General features: G+C 44.9%; 12 protein-coding genes. 4 read left to right on the top strand and 8 right to left on the bottom strand.

The window, feature by feature from the left end; genetic code table 11:
* Nucleotides 1–80: 80 nt before the first annotated feature.
* Complete coding sequence (locus QJS83_RS11380) at nt 81–1,586, top strand: serine hydrolase (protein ID WP_284604943.1); 1,506 nt, start codon at nt 81–83, stop codon at nt 1,584–1,586.
* Between the two features lie 96 nt (nt 1,587–1,682).
* Nucleotides 1,683–1,979 carry a hypothetical protein gene (locus tag QJS83_RS11375; RefSeq protein WP_284604942.1) on the top strand — a complete coding sequence of 99 codons (297 nt, stop codon included), beginning with the start codon at nt 1,683–1,685 and terminating at the stop codon, nt 1,977–1,979.
* A gap of 49 nt (nt 1,980–2,028) precedes the next feature.
* Here QJS83_RS11375 and QJS83_RS11370 read toward each other — a convergent pair whose 3' ends face one another.
* Nucleotides 2,029–4,650, bottom strand: coding sequence for an ATP-binding protein (locus QJS83_RS11370; protein ID WP_284604941.1), 2,622 nt, complete (start codon nt 4,648–4,650; stop codon nt 2,029–2,031).
* 176 nt (nt 4,651–4,826) lie between these two features.
* Here QJS83_RS11370 and QJS83_RS11365 point away from each other — a divergent pair, with 176 nt between their 5' ends.
* The gene (locus QJS83_RS11365) at nt 4,827–5,315 is read left to right on the top strand and encodes a GNAT family N-acetyltransferase (RefSeq protein ID WP_284604940.1); all 489 of its coding nucleotides are present in this window, start codon (nt 4,827–4,829) and stop codon (nt 5,313–5,315) included.
* A gap of 84 nt (nt 5,316–5,399) precedes the next feature.
* Here QJS83_RS11365 and QJS83_RS11360 read toward each other — a convergent pair whose 3' ends face one another.
* The 7 genes from QJS83_RS11360 to QJS83_RS11330 all read right to left on the bottom strand — a co-directional run bounded on the left by QJS83_RS11360 (nt 5,400) and on the right by QJS83_RS11330 (nt 14,656).
* Nucleotides 5,400–6,752 (bottom strand): MBL fold metallo-hydrolase, encoded by a 1,353-nt coding sequence (locus tag QJS83_RS11360; RefSeq protein WP_284604938.1) that lies wholly within the window; start codon nt 6,750–6,752, stop codon nt 5,400–5,402.
* Between the two features lie 62 nt (nt 6,753–6,814).
* Entirely contained in the window at nt 6,815–8,497 is a 1,683-nt protein-coding gene (locus QJS83_RS11355; RefSeq protein ID WP_284604936.1) for a hypothetical protein, read from the bottom strand.
* Nucleotides 8,476–10,821 carry a hypothetical protein gene (locus QJS83_RS11350; protein WP_284604935.1) on the bottom strand — a complete coding sequence of 782 codons (2,346 nt, stop codon included), beginning with the start codon at nt 10,819–10,821 and terminating at the stop codon, nt 8,476–8,478. The genes QJS83_RS11355 and QJS83_RS11350 overlap by 22 nt, the downstream gene beginning before the upstream one ends.
* A 168-nt stretch (nt 10,822–10,989) precedes the next feature.
* On the bottom strand, nt 10,990–11,370 hold the full coding sequence (locus tag QJS83_RS11345; RefSeq protein WP_284604933.1) for a hypothetical protein: 381 nt from the start codon (nt 11,368–11,370) through the stop codon (nt 10,990–10,992).
* Between the two features lie 3 nt (nt 11,371–11,373).
* The gene (locus QJS83_RS11340; RefSeq protein WP_284604931.1) at nt 11,374–12,528 is read right to left on the bottom strand and encodes an outer membrane protein assembly factor BamB family protein; all 1,155 of its coding nucleotides are present in this window, start codon (nt 12,526–12,528) and stop codon (nt 11,374–11,376) included.
* Between the two features lie 19 nt (nt 12,529–12,547).
* A complete protein-coding gene (locus QJS83_RS11335; RefSeq protein WP_284604930.1) occupies nt 12,548–13,354 on the bottom strand; it encodes a tetratricopeptide repeat protein in 807 nt (268 codons plus the stop codon).
* Nucleotides 13,355–13,540: 186 nt separating this feature from the next.
* Nucleotides 13,541–14,656, bottom strand: coding sequence for a Glu/Leu/Phe/Val family dehydrogenase (locus tag QJS83_RS11330; RefSeq protein WP_284604928.1), 1,116 nt, complete (start codon nt 14,654–14,656; stop codon nt 13,541–13,543).
* A gap of 252 nt (nt 14,657–14,908) precedes the next feature.
* Here QJS83_RS11330 and QJS83_RS11325 point away from each other — a divergent pair, with 252 nt between their 5' ends.
* Nucleotides 14,909–15,973, top strand: coding sequence for an MBL fold metallo-hydrolase (locus tag QJS83_RS11325; protein ID WP_284604926.1), 1,065 nt, complete (start codon nt 14,909–14,911; stop codon nt 15,971–15,973).
* The last annotated feature ends 3 nt before the right edge of the window (nt 15,974–15,976 follow it).

Genomic DNA, 15,976 nt, shown 5'->3' with positions numbered 1-15,976 from the left:
GATATACCGTCTCCTGGAACGCCAGGGAACCAAATTCTTTCAAGATTGACCGTGAATAAATTCGGGGCAACCATCAGAATATGAAATACATCCTTCTTTTTTCCGTAATTCTTATCGGTGCTTGTGCGACGAAGCCTTCAGAAACGACGCCTCGGCTTTCTCCTTTAGGAAAATTAGACCTTATTGCGCAAGACTATCTGGCAAAAACAGGCGTTCCCGGCATGGCGATCGCTGTTGTTAAAAATGATCGAGTTGTCTTTGCCAAAGGTTATGGGGTGCGCGAACTGGGTAAGCCAGAGACTGTGGACACAGAAACCGTATTTCAACTAGCCTCCATGTCAAAACCCCTCGGCGCTTCCGCTATCGCGGCTGCTGTTAGTGCAGGAAAACTAAAATGGCAGGATCCTATTCAGAAACATCTTCCGGCATTTAAACTTGCGGATTCTAAGATCAGCCAGGAAGTGACGATTGAAGATATGTACTCGCATCGCAGCGGCTTGCCAGGTGGCGCCGGCGATATTCTGGAAATTCTCGGTTACGAGCGTGCTGATGTGCTTTCAAAATTACGTTACGAAAACTTGCACGAGTTCCGAGGTATTTTTGCTTACTCTAACTTTGGTATGACCGCAGGCGGGGAGGCGGCGGCAAAAGCGTCTGGTCAGAAATGGGAAGATCTCACGCAAATGAAAGTCTTCGCACCATTGGGGATGAAGTCGACAAGCTCGCGCTATGCGGATTTTATCGAGAAAAAAAATCGCGCGACACTCCATAAAAAAATCGAAGACACGTGGCAGGTGTCGCCATTTAAACGAAATCCTGATGCGCAGTCTCCGGCAGGCGGCATTTCGTCCAACGTTCAGGATCTCGCTCAATGGATGCGGATGATCTTGGCGTCTGGAAAATACGACGATAGAGAGATCATCAAAGCGGATGTTTTAAATGACATGTTTCTTCCGCGTATTGAAGATAAAACCGAATCGTCTGCGAAACATAAAAACTATTACTCCTTAGGATTTTTCAGCACGACGGATTCACAGCAAAGAATTCGTCTTAGCCATTCCGGAATTTTCGATGCTGGAGCTTCGACCACAGTTGTTCTTGTACCTGACATTAAGATAGGTATCGTTGTCTTAACGAACGGAGAGCCTGTAGGCCTGCCTGAAGCTGTGGCGGCCTCTTTCTTAGATGAAGTGTTCGAGAAAAAACAAACTCAAGACTGGCTTTCTTATTATCACGAACTTCACGCCGCAAAACCGATTCCGCCGGTGGCTGATGATCGCAAAAAGCCAATTAAATCCAGCAAACCGGCTTCAGCTTACGTGGGGATTTATAAAAACAAATACTATGGTGATGCGCGGATTACGTTTTCTGGAAAAGGTCTTGTTTTGACATTAGGCCCTCGCAAATTGAAATTTCCTTTAACCTCGTGGGAAAAAGACACATTCCTGATGACTCATGTGAATGAGTTCACCATGGCCGGAAAAAACTCTCTTGTTCATTTCGGTGTTGGTCCGAATGGAAAGGCCACAAGCTTTAAGGTTGATCTTTTAGATGGAAATGTACAGGGAACATTCACTCGTAAGTAAGCATGTCCCACATCGGGAACAAGAAGCTCTTATACTGGATTTAATTGCGAAGTTTCTGCAGTGAATTTAGTATGGAGTCTTAAGGTCGAGGTAAAAATGTTTAAAAGAGGGTTCGCCGTTCTTTGTTTGTCTGTTGCGATGGCTGGTTGTGCTGGAATGAAAGTCATCGATCCCAATGAGCCCGATAACAAAGGAACTTTGGCTTTAGATATGAGTGGCGGCAGCCCCAAGCTGGTTGCCACTTATACTTGTAAACTGAAGTCGATGGGAAATCGTTTCTCTGCTGTCGCAAAAACCGAAGAAGAGGCTCGCAAAGAAGTGATCGCTCAATGTAAGGACCGAACACTTCTTTCCGTTTGCGAGCCCGACAAAGTCGAATGCGCTAAGAATTAATTCCTTGGCTTGCGGACAAAGCGTGATAACCACTGAGGCTTTGAGCGAATTATTTTTTTGGTTCCAGCCGAGCAATGTGTTGCAACAGATCTGCTTTGCGCAAAGGTTTTACAAGATGCAGGTTGCAGCCAACGGCGAGGCTGCGTTCGATTTCATTTTGTAAAGCATAAGCCGTCAAAGCCCAAATCACTGTCGGTGTTTTTTGATGTTCCTGTTCCCACTGACGGATCTTTTGTGTCGCCGTAAATCCGTCCTCGACCGGCATCTGCATGTCCATCAAAACTAAATCATATCTTTTAATCTGGATCATTTCAAAAGCCTGTTTACCATTCGAAGCTTCGTCAATTTTGTGAGGAGTGTTTTTCAGATAGGCTTTGATTAAGACACGGTTGTCATCGGTATCATCGACAATAAGAATCGAAAGACTTTTGCCCGCAAGAGTCGTTTTTTCCGACGCCGCTGTTTTAGAACCCGGATTGGTTTCTTGTGAGTTTGTTCCGCGCAACTCAGGCAGATCGAGTGTGAAATAAAAACGGCTTCCGCGTTCAAGTTCACTTTCAACGTGAATCTCGCCATTCATCATTTGCACTAAACGCTTCGAAATGGAAAGGCCTAAACCAGTGCCGCCGAACTTTCGGGTGATGGAAGAATCCGCCTGTGTGAATGGTTGAAACAGATCAGGAATAATTTCTGGGGAGATGCCAATACCTGTATCTTTTATTTCAAAAAGAAGATTGCCAGGCAACTCAGTGCGAGTGTTTCTTGCAAGCTGAACGTCAACAGATCCCTGCATTGTGAACTTAATCGCATTGCCAATAAGATTCGCCAGAATCTGGCGCAGTCGAGTCGGATCTCCCATGTACAGGCCCTTTGTATCGTCACTTAATTTTACGTTGAGCGTGAGATTCTTTTTCTTGGCCTTGATCGAGAACATCGCACAAACTCCACGAACGGTTTCGTGCAGATCGACCGGTGTGTTTTCAAGAGTGATCAATCCTGATTCAATTTTAGAGATATCAAGAATGTCATTAACGATATCAAGTAGATTTTGTCCCGCTTTGCGGGAGATGTCGACATACTGAGTTTGTTCTTCATTTAAGCTCGACTCATCCAGCAGGTCTGACATTCCTAAAATGACGTTCAAAGGCGTGCGAATCTCGTGACTCATGTTCGCTAAAAACTCGGACTTCGTTTCAGAAGCTTTCTTGAGTTGCGCATTGAGATCCAGAAGATGCTGGGTCTTATCGTCGACGATTTTTTCGACTGTAATTACGCGATTCGCGATAGTCAGTAAAAGAGCACAAAGAAGGAACGTAAACGTCAACGAGATCAACAAGAATACTTGCGCGTCTAAGAAACTTCCGCCGTGGACTGCAGAATCCTGCTTGATCGTGACTTCCCAAATACGATCGCCGACGGAAAAGCGGGCGCTCCGTTCAAAATCATAGTTGTTGTTAAAATTATTTTCGCCCGAAGTCTGCGCAACGATTTTGAAAGGCTGTTGAGTGATATCCGAGATTGTGACTCGATAACTCTTATCATTCAAAGCAGTTTCGAGGTCTTTTAAAATTTGATCCGTATAGACGACTTCGCTAAGAACTCCTAATGGATCTTCTAAAGACAAAAATAAAAAGACTCTGGGGCCGGCCGCTGTCTGAAGAGGTTCGGAAGCAACGACGTTTTTAGTGGCTAAGGATGCTTTATAGAGAGAAGAAAGGTCGGGGAGGAGACGTGCATGAAATTCTCCCGGCTCGGCGTACTTCATCTGAAAAAGATCCGGTGTTTTTGCATTCACCGGGGTCCACACTAAAGCATGAATGTTCGGCCGGTGTTTACGCAATTGGCTTGAAAAAAGTTGAAACTCTTCTTCTGTTACGGTTTCGGAGCTTTCATAAAAACTGCGCAGAGAGCTTAAGACATCAATATTGGAATGAAGATCTTTTTCCAAGTTTTTAAAGGTGAATTCCACCTTCTTATTAAACTCCGAAAGTCCTCTGTTTTGTTCAGCGGAATTCAAATACTGAAATATGAGCAAAAATAAAACAAAGGAAAACCCCACTGGAATAAGAACTTTAGAAACAGATCTCAGCCAATACTTACGCGATTGATTCGAAAAAAACAGCGCCAGGGGAGCAAAGATAAGACCACCCATAGCGTCTCCGACAAACCAATAAATCCAGTTGGCGGAGTAATTTTTCACCGTGACGACACCAACCCAATAAAGAATCGTGACGTCGATGGTTGCTGTGATCACAGAGGAAACAAAACAAGACAGAAACAAAAATAGAAAGATGTCTTTTTCGCTATAGATCTTTTTGGGAAACTGAATAAAACGACGAATCAGGATGACACTCGCGACAATACCCAGAGTGCTTCCTATAGCGACACCAAATGGAACGATGAGATCTGCGAGCTGATTGAGCTCACGAATATTGATTAAAAACGACCCCAGAAAGACGCCGGGCCACAAGTTCGTCCCAAATAGCAAAAGAGCGGCAATACTCAGACCTAATGGAGCCCATGTTAATGTGGCATAACCCGGCGGAAGTGCTAAGAGCAAACCTACTTTTCCCGTAACGTAATAAAGAACCGCGACGGCAAAAATGTACAAAAGGTTTTTTTGTTTATCACTCTTCAGCATTCGTTCAAATTTAGCGATCTTCTTTTTCATAGACAATACATCTCTGCACTTACGTTACAAAAAGAGCGTAGTTGTAATGAACCTTGAAACGAATTTCTCTTGGGGGCGCTTCCCGGTTTATAGATATAAACGGCAAGAGTGCCGTACAGTGAATTAGTTGACTCTATGAAGCGCGACTCTGTTAGAATTCTTTGAAGGAGTCTGCCATGCCGACAGTACGACGAGCTTTGCCTGAAGATGCATTGGGAATTCATGAAGCGCACATGCGTTCCATCCGTGAAGTGTGCTGCAAAGATCATTCGCCGCAGGAAATTCAAGGCTGGGGGCATCGTCCTTACCGTGAAGACCAAAGAGTGAATGCTATTAAAAATCAGTTCGTTTGGGTCGTCGATAATTCCGGCAAAATTGAAGGCTACGGGCACTTAGCTATAATCACTGAAAATGGACGGGTTCGGGGGCATATCATGGGGCTTTATTTGGTTCCCGAAGCCAAAGGCCAAGGTTTCGGGGTCACAATAGCTAAAGAAATGATTGCGGAAACTAGAAAACAAAATGCTTTCGAAATAAATTTGGAATCAACTTTAACGGCGCACAGTTTTTATCAAAAAATGGGCTTTGCGGACGCCGGAGAATTAGCAACGATCGAACTGGGTGGCTCTAAGATCCGATATATTCCGATGAAGTTGAAACTCTGAAAAACATCAGGGAAGTCACCCATATATTCTTCTGATAAGTTATATTATGTAACATCAGGTATGGGTGTTCTTGAATAAACGCGTTTATAGGCTCACTATTTGATTCATTTCGGGAATCTGAACGTCACAAGCCATGTCCGTTTTTATGCGTTCCTTGAGGCTTTCTGCTGCGTTTATTTCCCCATGCACCAGGAAGAGCTTTTTAGGTGGCTTTATTGATGCCTTCAACCAGTTCATAAGATCCGTGCGATCGCCATGGGCTGAAAATGAATCCGAAGATACGATTTGAGCGCCGATATCGACATACATTCCATGAACTTTGATTTCTTTGGCTCCATTTATCAGGCTCCAGCCACGAGTTCCAACGCTTTGAAAACCTGCGAGCAAAATCATATTTCGCGGATCCGGGCCGAAAGCTTTTAAATGATGTAAAACTCGGCCGCCGGTCAACATGCCACTGGCAGCGATAATGATCATGGGTCCTTGAGACTTATTAAGACTCTTGGAATCTTCCGCGGTTTTGACCGAGTGGATTTCAGACATCAATTCAGCGAACTGTCCCGGACCTAGACGATGAAAGCCGGCATGATCTTCGTAGAGTCCAGAAACTTCATGACCCATAGGGGAGTTGAAGAAGACGGGAATTTGCGGCACTTCCCCTGCCCTTTTTAATTCGGAAATTTCATAGATCAGATTCTGTGCGCGTCCGACTGCAAAACTCGGTATTAAAAGAACACCTCTGGATCGCGCCACATCTAAAATGCACTGTTTTAAGACGTCTTTGGAAGGTGTCAGCGAATGATCTTTATTCCCATAGGTCGACTCCATCACGATAAAATCACACTCCGGCGGAGGTTCTGGCGGCCACATCAATGGATCATTGCTGCGACCCAGATCTCCCGAGAAATAAACCGATTTTTCGCCGTTTGAAACCAGCGCTGAAGCTGCACCTAAAATATGTCCGCTGCCGTAGAATTGAATATTGAGGCTTCCCACAGGAAAAGTTTCATGAAGTTTAATGCCTCGTAAAAGCGGCAACGTTTTTTCAACGTCTTCGGTCGTATAAAGAGCCAATGCCGGCGCATGTTTTGAGAAACCTTTTTTATTGGCGTATTCCGCATCTTCTTCCTGGATCTTTGCTGAATCCATAAGAATGATTTTCGTAAGTTCAAGCGTCGGTTCCGTACAATAAATGGGTCCTTGAAACCCATTCTTCACCAACAATGGCAAAGCTCCGCAATGATCCAGATGCGCATGAGTTAAAACCACAGCGTTGATGTCACGCGGATTAAAAGGAAACGGAGACCAGTTCAAAAGACGCAATTCTTTGAGGCCTTGAAACATGCCGCAATCGACAAGAATTCTGGTGTTGTTATTATGTATCAGAAACTTAGATCCAGTGACGGTGCCTGCCGCACCAAGAAATCCGATTTCCATAGAGTGATCTCCTGCAAAGTCTCAGGAAATCACTCTAGCGTGTCTAAATAAGAATGACTATATTAAAAAACCTTCGAGCAGCTCATACCTTTTAAGGACTTCATCTCTGTCATTTGTTTGAGGAACTCATGTCCTTCGCGGTTGTAACGCTGTTTTAAACCTTCATCATTCGCATCTTTAGCTGAATGCCAGTTTGTAAAATCAACCCCGGTCTTATCCGAGATTTTTTTAATAAACTCCGGCCACTCACCTTGCTTGAAAGAACCTTCTTTGTACTCGACGACTTCATCAGGGAAGACAATCAGAGGTGCCAAAAGTTCAATTTCATTACCGTACATCGAAGGGATGTTAGGAATCATACGACGAGAATCCATTTTTACGACAAGCATGCCACCATAAGGAACCGTGACTGTCTCGCCTTTTACATGTTTTTGAATATCCTGTCCCATGAAACGCATAGCAACGCTTGGATCGTAAGTGAACGAGATAAAGCTTGATGCCTTGGGGTCTTTCGCATGCGAAGTCATTTGATCCGTTATTCTCACAGACATAACATCCGTTGTTTTCGTCATCTCTGGCTTGGAAAGGAACTTCAAAGAAACGTCCCCGTTCTTTTCGCGATTTGTTGAAAGAGAACGCAAGCGGCGTGTGTAACTGCCTTGGTTTTTAGTTAAAACTGTCGACATAAAACCATACACTTCACCGTGCGCTGTTTGTTTGCGCTGAATTTTATCCGTATCGTATTTCAAACCGCGGAAAGCGATCGTGGTCTTGGAAAGATCCGGATGTTCGATAGCCTCAAGCCAGATTTTCCACGTGTTGGCCTCAACAGGCTCCATCACAGCCCATGGCAAATAAGCTTCCAACATCTGACGAACGCCTTTACGATCATTTTTCAAAATAAGATCGTCGAGTTTTTCCTGCATTGCTTCGAATTTATCCAAGGTGCCGGTTTGCGCTTTCCACGCATCCAAAGCTTTTTGCTGTTTGCGAATGTGCTTTTGCGCTTCAGAGTCCAAGGCTGCTTGCTTGTTTTCCAAAGCCGCTGCTTGATTAGCGATTTCATTAGAGCTGAGGTTTAAATTAATCGTAACAATATTCCAAAGGCTCGTGGATCTAAGAATACGCGCCTCAAGGAAATTCAAACGCGCTTTCGCAGAAGGGCTGCCTTCACGTGCGTTCATGATCAACTCTGCAATAGAATGCGGAGATTCAATTTCGGAACGGACAGCGCCCTCCGAAAAGTTCATAGTAAAGACCTCTGTTTGCAGAGCTTTTGTCAGATGCGCCACAACAGCAAGATCCTTCATAAGCAGTTCAGGATTTTGCAAAGCTTTGTCATCATAACGAAAGCGGAAAACCAATCCCTTGTCATTATACTCAGGAATGATTTCTGTGTGCGTCTCGGTATTTACAACCGCCACCTTTTCTGCGACGGCGCTTGCGGCACGACGAAGATCATTGGAACCGAAAGAAGCATTCTGAGCTGACTTAATGACTTTCGCGATCACGTCGGCTTCTACCGAAAACGGTTTCTTTTCTTGAACAACAGAATCGGCAGATGTTTCAGGTTGCACAACCTTGGCCGGTCCACCTGGCTTCGTTGCTGCATTTATAAAATGAGTCGCAGCACTTTTTAATTTCCCAAAGAAGTTCGTTTGCGCATACGCTGGCGAGGCCGAGCTCAAGGCTACAATCACTGCCAAACAAGGAAGAGTTCTTTTTACAAAAGGATGGCTTCGCATCTCATACCTCCAGCAGTCTCAGTGATTTCGCGGAAACGAACACCACCGTTTTTATCGATTTCTTTTGTTAATCCTAATTTCTTTAAAATCTTACCTTCATAGTGCTGAACCAGAACTTTGCGCGAGCGCGAGTTAAAGAGGATCGCCTGGCGCGTTTTCTCTGCATCAAAGTTCACCAGTTCAATCTGCATTTCCGCACCTAATGAGGTTTGGATTTTCGCGAGTTCCGCAGAGTAAACTTTCTTAGCACTTTCCGCCGTCATATTGCCGATCATCATTTGGATCTTTAAAACTTTTTTAGGATTCCATGTTCCGTTCAAAAGCTCTTCTGGACCGGTGATCGCAAAGCTGACTCCGGACATTTTCTTTGTGATCAACTCGAGGCCGCCCGAGAACTTCTCAAGCTTGTCCATTAAAAGCTGACGATCAAAAGAAGGTTCCGCCTTGATTAACGCTTCCAATTCCGCATCCGTCGTCAAACCTTTACGAAGCGCTAATTGCGTTAATTGCAATTTCGAAGTGATATCGCGCGAAGGTCTAAGAGTATCAATTTTATGATACATTCTTTGTACAGCAGACTCTGCAGAGATCATTTGCACGTTGGAAATAGGCGCCTTGATCCCGTTGCTTACAAAAAGACTTTCAAGAAGTTTCAACTGACCGTTTTTACGTTTGCCGGAATCCGCTGCTGCGACCGCCAACGTTTCATGCTCAGAGCCGACAACATCTGAAACAAGAAGATACGGTTGGAAGCTCACTTTATTGCCGAGGTTTTCTTTTAAATAACCTGTCTCGAGCTCGACAACGTCAATCTTGCTGCCCCATTTGTTAAGCCATTTTTTGGTTTCATCAAATGGAGATGTCACTTGACCTAAAGTCTGACCCGTTTTTACGAAGTCCGTACCATAAGAAGGTTTTTCAAGATTCAACAATTTTCCGTCTTGCGTGTATGTGTGCGCAGGAGCCACCACATCCCCGACTTTCAAACCTTTACCGATAATCCCGCCAGCCGTACCGATATAAACGACTTTGTCGTGGCCGGAGTTTTTAATAGCGCGCGCGACAGGAACGACTTCATCTCCCCACATGTTCGAGATAAATCTCCAGCGCACAACACGGCCGTCTTTTGTTTCAAGCAAGACGTCAGAAACGTCATGGCTAGGTTGTTCAGAGTTAAAGATTTCATAAGAAGACGCCATCGGGTTCGTCATTTTCTCAAACTCAGTTTTTACGACAGACGCTTTTGTTGTTACAGAGAAGTAAGTGCCCGTCTCTGAAACACGTTGTGCGAGTTTTTGAATTTGCGATTTGTCTGGACCCACAACTTCTTTAATGTCCGGCTGAACTTGCGCCATCATGCCGGCCATTGTGATCACGTTAGCGATCGCTGACTTTTGACCGATGACGATCATGTCCGCTTTAGGAAGCGTTTTAAACATCTCAAGAAGACGTTGTTCTTGCTGTCTATGCACTTCGTTGGCGTTTCCATAAACGCGCACAAATTCATCTTTCAAAGGAACTTTGTTTTCATATTTCAAGATACGCAATTGTGCGATCAAGTGTTTCACACGGTCATCGCCCGAAATACGCGTAAACGCATAGGAATATTCTTTCGAGCGCGGATCAAAAACCAAATAGATTTTATTGTAGTTCGCTGAACGTGTTTTAACTTCCGCAACAACCTCACGGTCTTCTTGAGAGATTCTCTGACGGAAGTCGCGTTCCGTGCCTAAGTGAAACTCGATGGATTTATGAGTCAAAGCGGCATCCCAGAAAAGCGCGCGTGTTGTCTTTTCAGAAATGTATCTTTCAGCATCCAGAAGGATGGTTTTTCCATCTAATTTCGGGATGGATCTTTTATTGTATTCAACTTTTCCTTTAGAAAGATCTGACACTGAGGCTTCGCGTTTCAACGTAATAGGATCGGCTTTAAACCCTTCCATGAGCTTTTTACGGAAGAAGTTATAATTCCACTCGATATCTTTCAAAGTGAGGTGCTTAAATTCCGGGAATTTTTTATGTAACGTAGAAAGAATCAACTCATTCCATTTGTCTGGATTGTTGAGGTCTTGAAAACGGAATTGTTCTTTTGTGTAGTCTTCAGGCTCAATACGACGAATGGCCTCCGCCGCCAGCTTCTGCTCGTGATCCATCAAATAGTCCGCAAGACCGTCTGAATAAAAGTCCAAACGATCTACAGCCAGAAGATATTCCAACTGAGTCAGTTGTGATTTATGTTCTGCCGTCATTTCCGCACGGACAGGAGTACTGAAACCGCTTTGGAAAATCATAAACGCCAGGAGCAGAGTATAGATCTTACGCATAGAAAACACCTCAAAGGGTTTCTATGCAATCTCCGTGGCTCAGGCTAAGTGCTGAATATACTTAGGAATCTCATTGTGAGAAGGGGAGTGAATTCAAACTTTGTCACCACCCTGTCGAGCGGGAAGACGTCTCAGAACGACACACCCTCCCCTGCTAACATGGAAAGACTATTCAAAAGTCCATTCTTTGAAGCCTGCTTTAAGGGCGGCTTCAAGATCTTTGCGATCGATCTCATAGACATTGTTATTACCTGTCGGAGACCCGCAAACTTGAATGCGCATAAGACCGTCATTCTTATTTGCTGCCGAGTGAACTTGAATTCCTTTAAGATCTTTTTGCATCTCCGCCAAAGGAATCAGTTTTCCTTGCCCGCATTGCAAAGTACCGTCGGGTTTATAAACTTTCACACGATCCGTCGCTGCTGACTTTGCCACAGGAACCTCACTTGTTGCGCCTTCCTTCGTCGGAGGCTTTTGAGAACGGCAGTTTCCAGAAGTGCATGCTGCTAGAATCAGGACAAAAGGCAATGCGACAAGTAGCTTTCTCATCTCTTACTCCTTGAAATAAGGGGATTTAATCCAACCGGCATCAATCGCATACAAATTCGCCTCTCCGGAGATGAAGTACACACGATTTGTTGTTTCATCTGTTTGCGGAGCGGAGAGAATGCCACGTCCTGGCTCCATAGAACCAAGAACAGCACCTGTATTTGGATCAAGGAAACGCAAGCTGCCTTGAGACTCGCCGAAAACCAAAGATCCTTTATAAGGTTTTACTTGGGTCGCGATGCCTTCTTTTAGTTTATAGCTCCATACCTTGTCGCCATTGGCTTTTTTAAGAGCCCAGACTTCGCCATTCGTCGTTGGATAAAAAATCTTATCCCCGGCAACAGTCACAGCACTGTAACCGCCACCATCCACACGCCAAAGGATTTCGCCTTTGTCTGCGGAGACACTGTAAAGCTTGTCATCATAACCTGCGACAAAGACCTGATTGCCATCCACCACAGGAGTTGCATCAATATCACGGAAACGTTTGTTGCGGTTCAACTGAACTTCCCAGTTCACTGCGCCCGTCTTTGCATTCAAAGACACCAGCGCCCCGTCAGAGAAGCCGACGTAAAGAGTGCCATTGCTTAAAGCCGCCTGACTGCCGCCACGGATAGAGAATTGCGACGTATCCTGACGTGAGTACAGCCAGACCTGTCTTCCTGTTGCGGCATCGACGGCATAAAACACGTTATTACCCGCGAGGAAATAAACCACGCCCTCATCTAAAAGAGGCGCCGCTAAGTTTTCAGATTTCGTTGCAAACGTCCATTGCACCAAACCTGTGCTGGCTTCGATAGAATAAAAATTGCCATCGCTTGCGCCAACGAAAAGGCGATCTTTAATGATCGTCGCGCTGGGCTCAACACCGTTTGTAATAGGAAGACGCCATTTTTCACGGCCGCTTTCTTTATGATAAGCGACCATGCCATCCAGACCATTTCCCTGGATAATAAGATCGCCGACCAAGACGGGTGTCATACGGTTGATTTTACGAAACCCCAGATTGTCTTTTTCTGTTGTTTGACGAATCCACGCGGTCTTAACTTCGTATTCTCTTTTGCTGCTGTTGCGGTCGCTCCAACGCTCTAGCGTGCTATTTATAGTCGTACAACCAGCAAGAAACATCAAAAGAGACGCGAAAAGAACTGACTTCATCTAAATCTAATCTCCGAAATTAAAGATTCTTTTTCGCTTTAAGAAGGCGCAAATATTTTTGAGCTTCACGAGCTGCAGAGAAATCCGTTGTAGCTTGATCGTCTTTTTTACCGATCTCTGTGTAGATCTCTTCCGCTTTAGCAACGTCGTTCATAGATTCAAAACAAAGGCCCATACGAAGTTTTGCTTCGTCATGCGCAAACGCCAACGCTTTTGTATTCGCCAATGTTTGCCATTTTTCGATCGCACCTTTGCAATCGTCTTTCGCAACCATGACGTTACCGATTTGCATCCACACCAAAGCTGTCAGCATATCGCTTTTATCAAGACCTTTTTCGACTTTAGTCAAAGCCGCCAAAGCCTCGTCCGTCTTTTTGTAGTTCATGTAGATTTCGCTCAAGTTCAAAGCCGCCATTTGTGCGGCTTTCGTGTTTGGAGCTTCCGAAATGAAAGATTCAAAACCACTCACGATCGTTCCATAGTCTTTTTGCAAATCGCCGGAAGCTTTTTTAGAGGCATCCACCGGAGGCGTGTTCTTTTTATCTTTCGCTTGAGCGGCAATCATTTCTGCACGCGCAGCTTCGTCAAAGCCACGTTTTTTCTCTGTGTAGCTTTTTTCAAGCAAGAAATACTTCTCTTGTTGAGAGACTTCTTTTTTCTCGGAGAAGTAGTTCATCAGGGAAGCGCCTACACCGATCACGATAAACACAGCGATGGCTGAAATAACGATTTTAGAGTGCGCTGTTGTCCAAACAAAACCCTTTCGCAAAGTTTGAGTCATTTGATCCGGGGATTTTAGGTCTTCTTTAGAAATTTTAGTGCTCAAGATATTCCTCGCTGTTAATCAGTACTTACGAGGAAAGATTGTTCTAGGCGCTAGTGCTTTAGTCAAGAAACCGAGGGGAAATAAACCCACCGCGTTGCGCGGAGAGCCGTCTGCAGTAAATAGAAAGGGCCCGTCTTTGCAACGAGCCCTTTAAAAGTCTTTTTAAAATACCGTCTCCTGGGGAGATTAGCGGTTGTGGACTTCTTTCAACGTCGTGAACGCACGAGAAGACTTACCAGGATGGCGTTGTTTCAAGCGACCAATTGTGTTGATACGCTCTTCAGCCAAACGGTCTGCCGCTGTGTGAGTTCCGATATTGTCGCGTTTTGCGATCTCGTACACTTTCAAGATATTGTCATAAACGCGTTTCGTTTTCTCAAAAGCACGTTCTGGAGAATAACCTTCAAGTTCCACGAATACGTTCATCAAACCACCGGCATTGATCACGTAGTCTGGAGCATAAAGAACGCCCAACTCTTTCAACTGATCACCGTGGCGAGCTTCCGCCAAGACGTTGTTCGCGCCGCCAGCGATCACTTTTGTTTTAAACTTCGTGATAGTTTGGTCGTTCACGATCGCACCCAAAGCACATGGAGCCAAGATGTCCGTTTCAACAAACAAGATTTCATCCGGAGAAACCGCTTTAGAACCAGATTTTTCAGCGACAGCTTTCGTGCGGTTCATATCGATATCAGCCACAGTGACAACAGCGCCTTCTTGAACAAGGTAATTTACAAGGTTTGAACCTACGTTACCAAGCCCTTGAACGGCCACTCGCATACCTTTCAAAGAATCCGTGCCGAATTTCTCTTTTGCAGAAGCTTTAATCCCCATCAAAACGCCGTGCGCCGTGTATGGAGATGGGTCCCCAGATCCACCGAAGTCCTTAGGAATACCAGTCACCCAAGGAGTCTCCATGTAGATGTGTTCCATGTCTTGAACGCTTGTACCCACATCTTCCGCCGTGATGTATTTACCGTTCAAAGAGTTTACGAATTGACCGAATGCACGGAACAAACCTTCGGATTTCTGAGTTTTTGGATCGCCAATGATAACAGCTTTACCACCGCCCAAGTTAAGGCCAGATGCTGCCGCTTTATATGTCATCCCTTTAGATAGACGAAGAACGTCAATAAGAGCCTCTTCTTCGTTCTTGTAGTTCCACATACGCGTACCACCAAGAGCCGGGCCCAAAGAAGTATTGTGAATAGCGATGATCGCTTTCAAACCAACATGAGGGTCATTACAGAATACGACTTGCTCATGATCACCATGCTTAGAAATAAGCTCAAAAGTTCCCAATGTAGGCTCCTTCTTTTTTTAAATTGCCGGGAGATCATGGTTCCATTTGAGTAAAAAGACTAGCAATAATGCGCTGCCGCCAAGACGTTCCGACAGAAGGAACTTTAGGCTCTGAAAGACTTCTTCTTTTTTAGCCTAGCCTTGCGGCAAGTTTCTTTACTCTGCCCAAGAGGCGGGTAAATTTATTCTATGAAAAAGCTCTGCCTTGCACTCTCTTTTCTCATCTCCCCTTCAGTCCAAGGAGCCGAAACGATGGCCTCTGCAAAAAACAAATATCAGAATTATTCTGCCGAACTTAAACAATACATCAATCCCTTCAAAGAACAGCGCCAGCGTAACATGGGCGGCTTTTGGGAGATGATGGGCGTGATGAAACAAATGTTTATCGATCGCGTTTCCCGCGGACCCAGCTCTATTCCCCAGGTCAAACCCGACGTCATGGAGTTCTTAAGACCTTCCTCTCATTTGAAGTTCATTTGGTTTGGGCATTCGACTTTGCTTTTTAATCTCGACGGCAAGATCATCCTTGTGGATCCAGTGTTTTCTGATTATGCCTTTTCACTGGATATCTTCGTGAAACGCTTTCAGGCTCCCGCGCTGTCTTTGTCGGAGCTTCCGCACATCGATTTAATTCTTATCTCTCACGATCACTATGATCATTTAGACGAGAAAACGATCAAACACTTTGTTGATAAGAAAACGCGGTTTCTAACTCCGACCGGTGTCGGCGACGAACTCGTTGAATGGGGCGTTTCGCGCGAACGCATCACAGAGCTTGGCTGGGACGAAAGCACGACAGAGTTTGGAATTAAGTTTACCGCCACACCGGCACAGCATTTTTCCGGGCGCAGTCTATTCAGCAAGAATCAAACTTTGTGGGCTTCATGGGTGATTCAAAGTCAAAACGACAAGATCTTTTATAGTGGTGATTCCGGTTATGCCGAGCACTTTAGAGCGATCGGTGAACAGTATGGACCTTTTGACATTACTTTTATTGAAAACGGTCAATACAATGAACGCTGGCTCGACGTACACATGCTTCCTGAAGAAACCATTCAGGCGCACATCGACTTAAAGGGAAAGGTTTTTGTTCCTGTGCACTGGGGAATGTTTGCTTTAGCACTTCATCCTTGGACGGAACCGGTGGAAAGAACCTATGCCTTGGCCAAAGAAAAAGGCATCCCTTATCTAAGTCCTTTACTGGGGCAAACTGTGCTTCTTGGCGATAAAATTCAGACGACCGCTTGGTGGCGCTCTGAGCTCAACACGCAGCCAAATCCTGTCTTGAGTGTGACAACCCCAGTACAAGAAAAATAAAAA

It is taken from the genome of Bdellovibrio sp. 22V (genome assembly GCF_030169785.1).
GTDB lineage: Bacteria > Bdellovibrionota > Bdellovibrionia > Bdellovibrionales > Bdellovibrionaceae > Bdellovibrio.
This window is presented reverse-complemented; position numbering and strand designations above follow the sequence as displayed.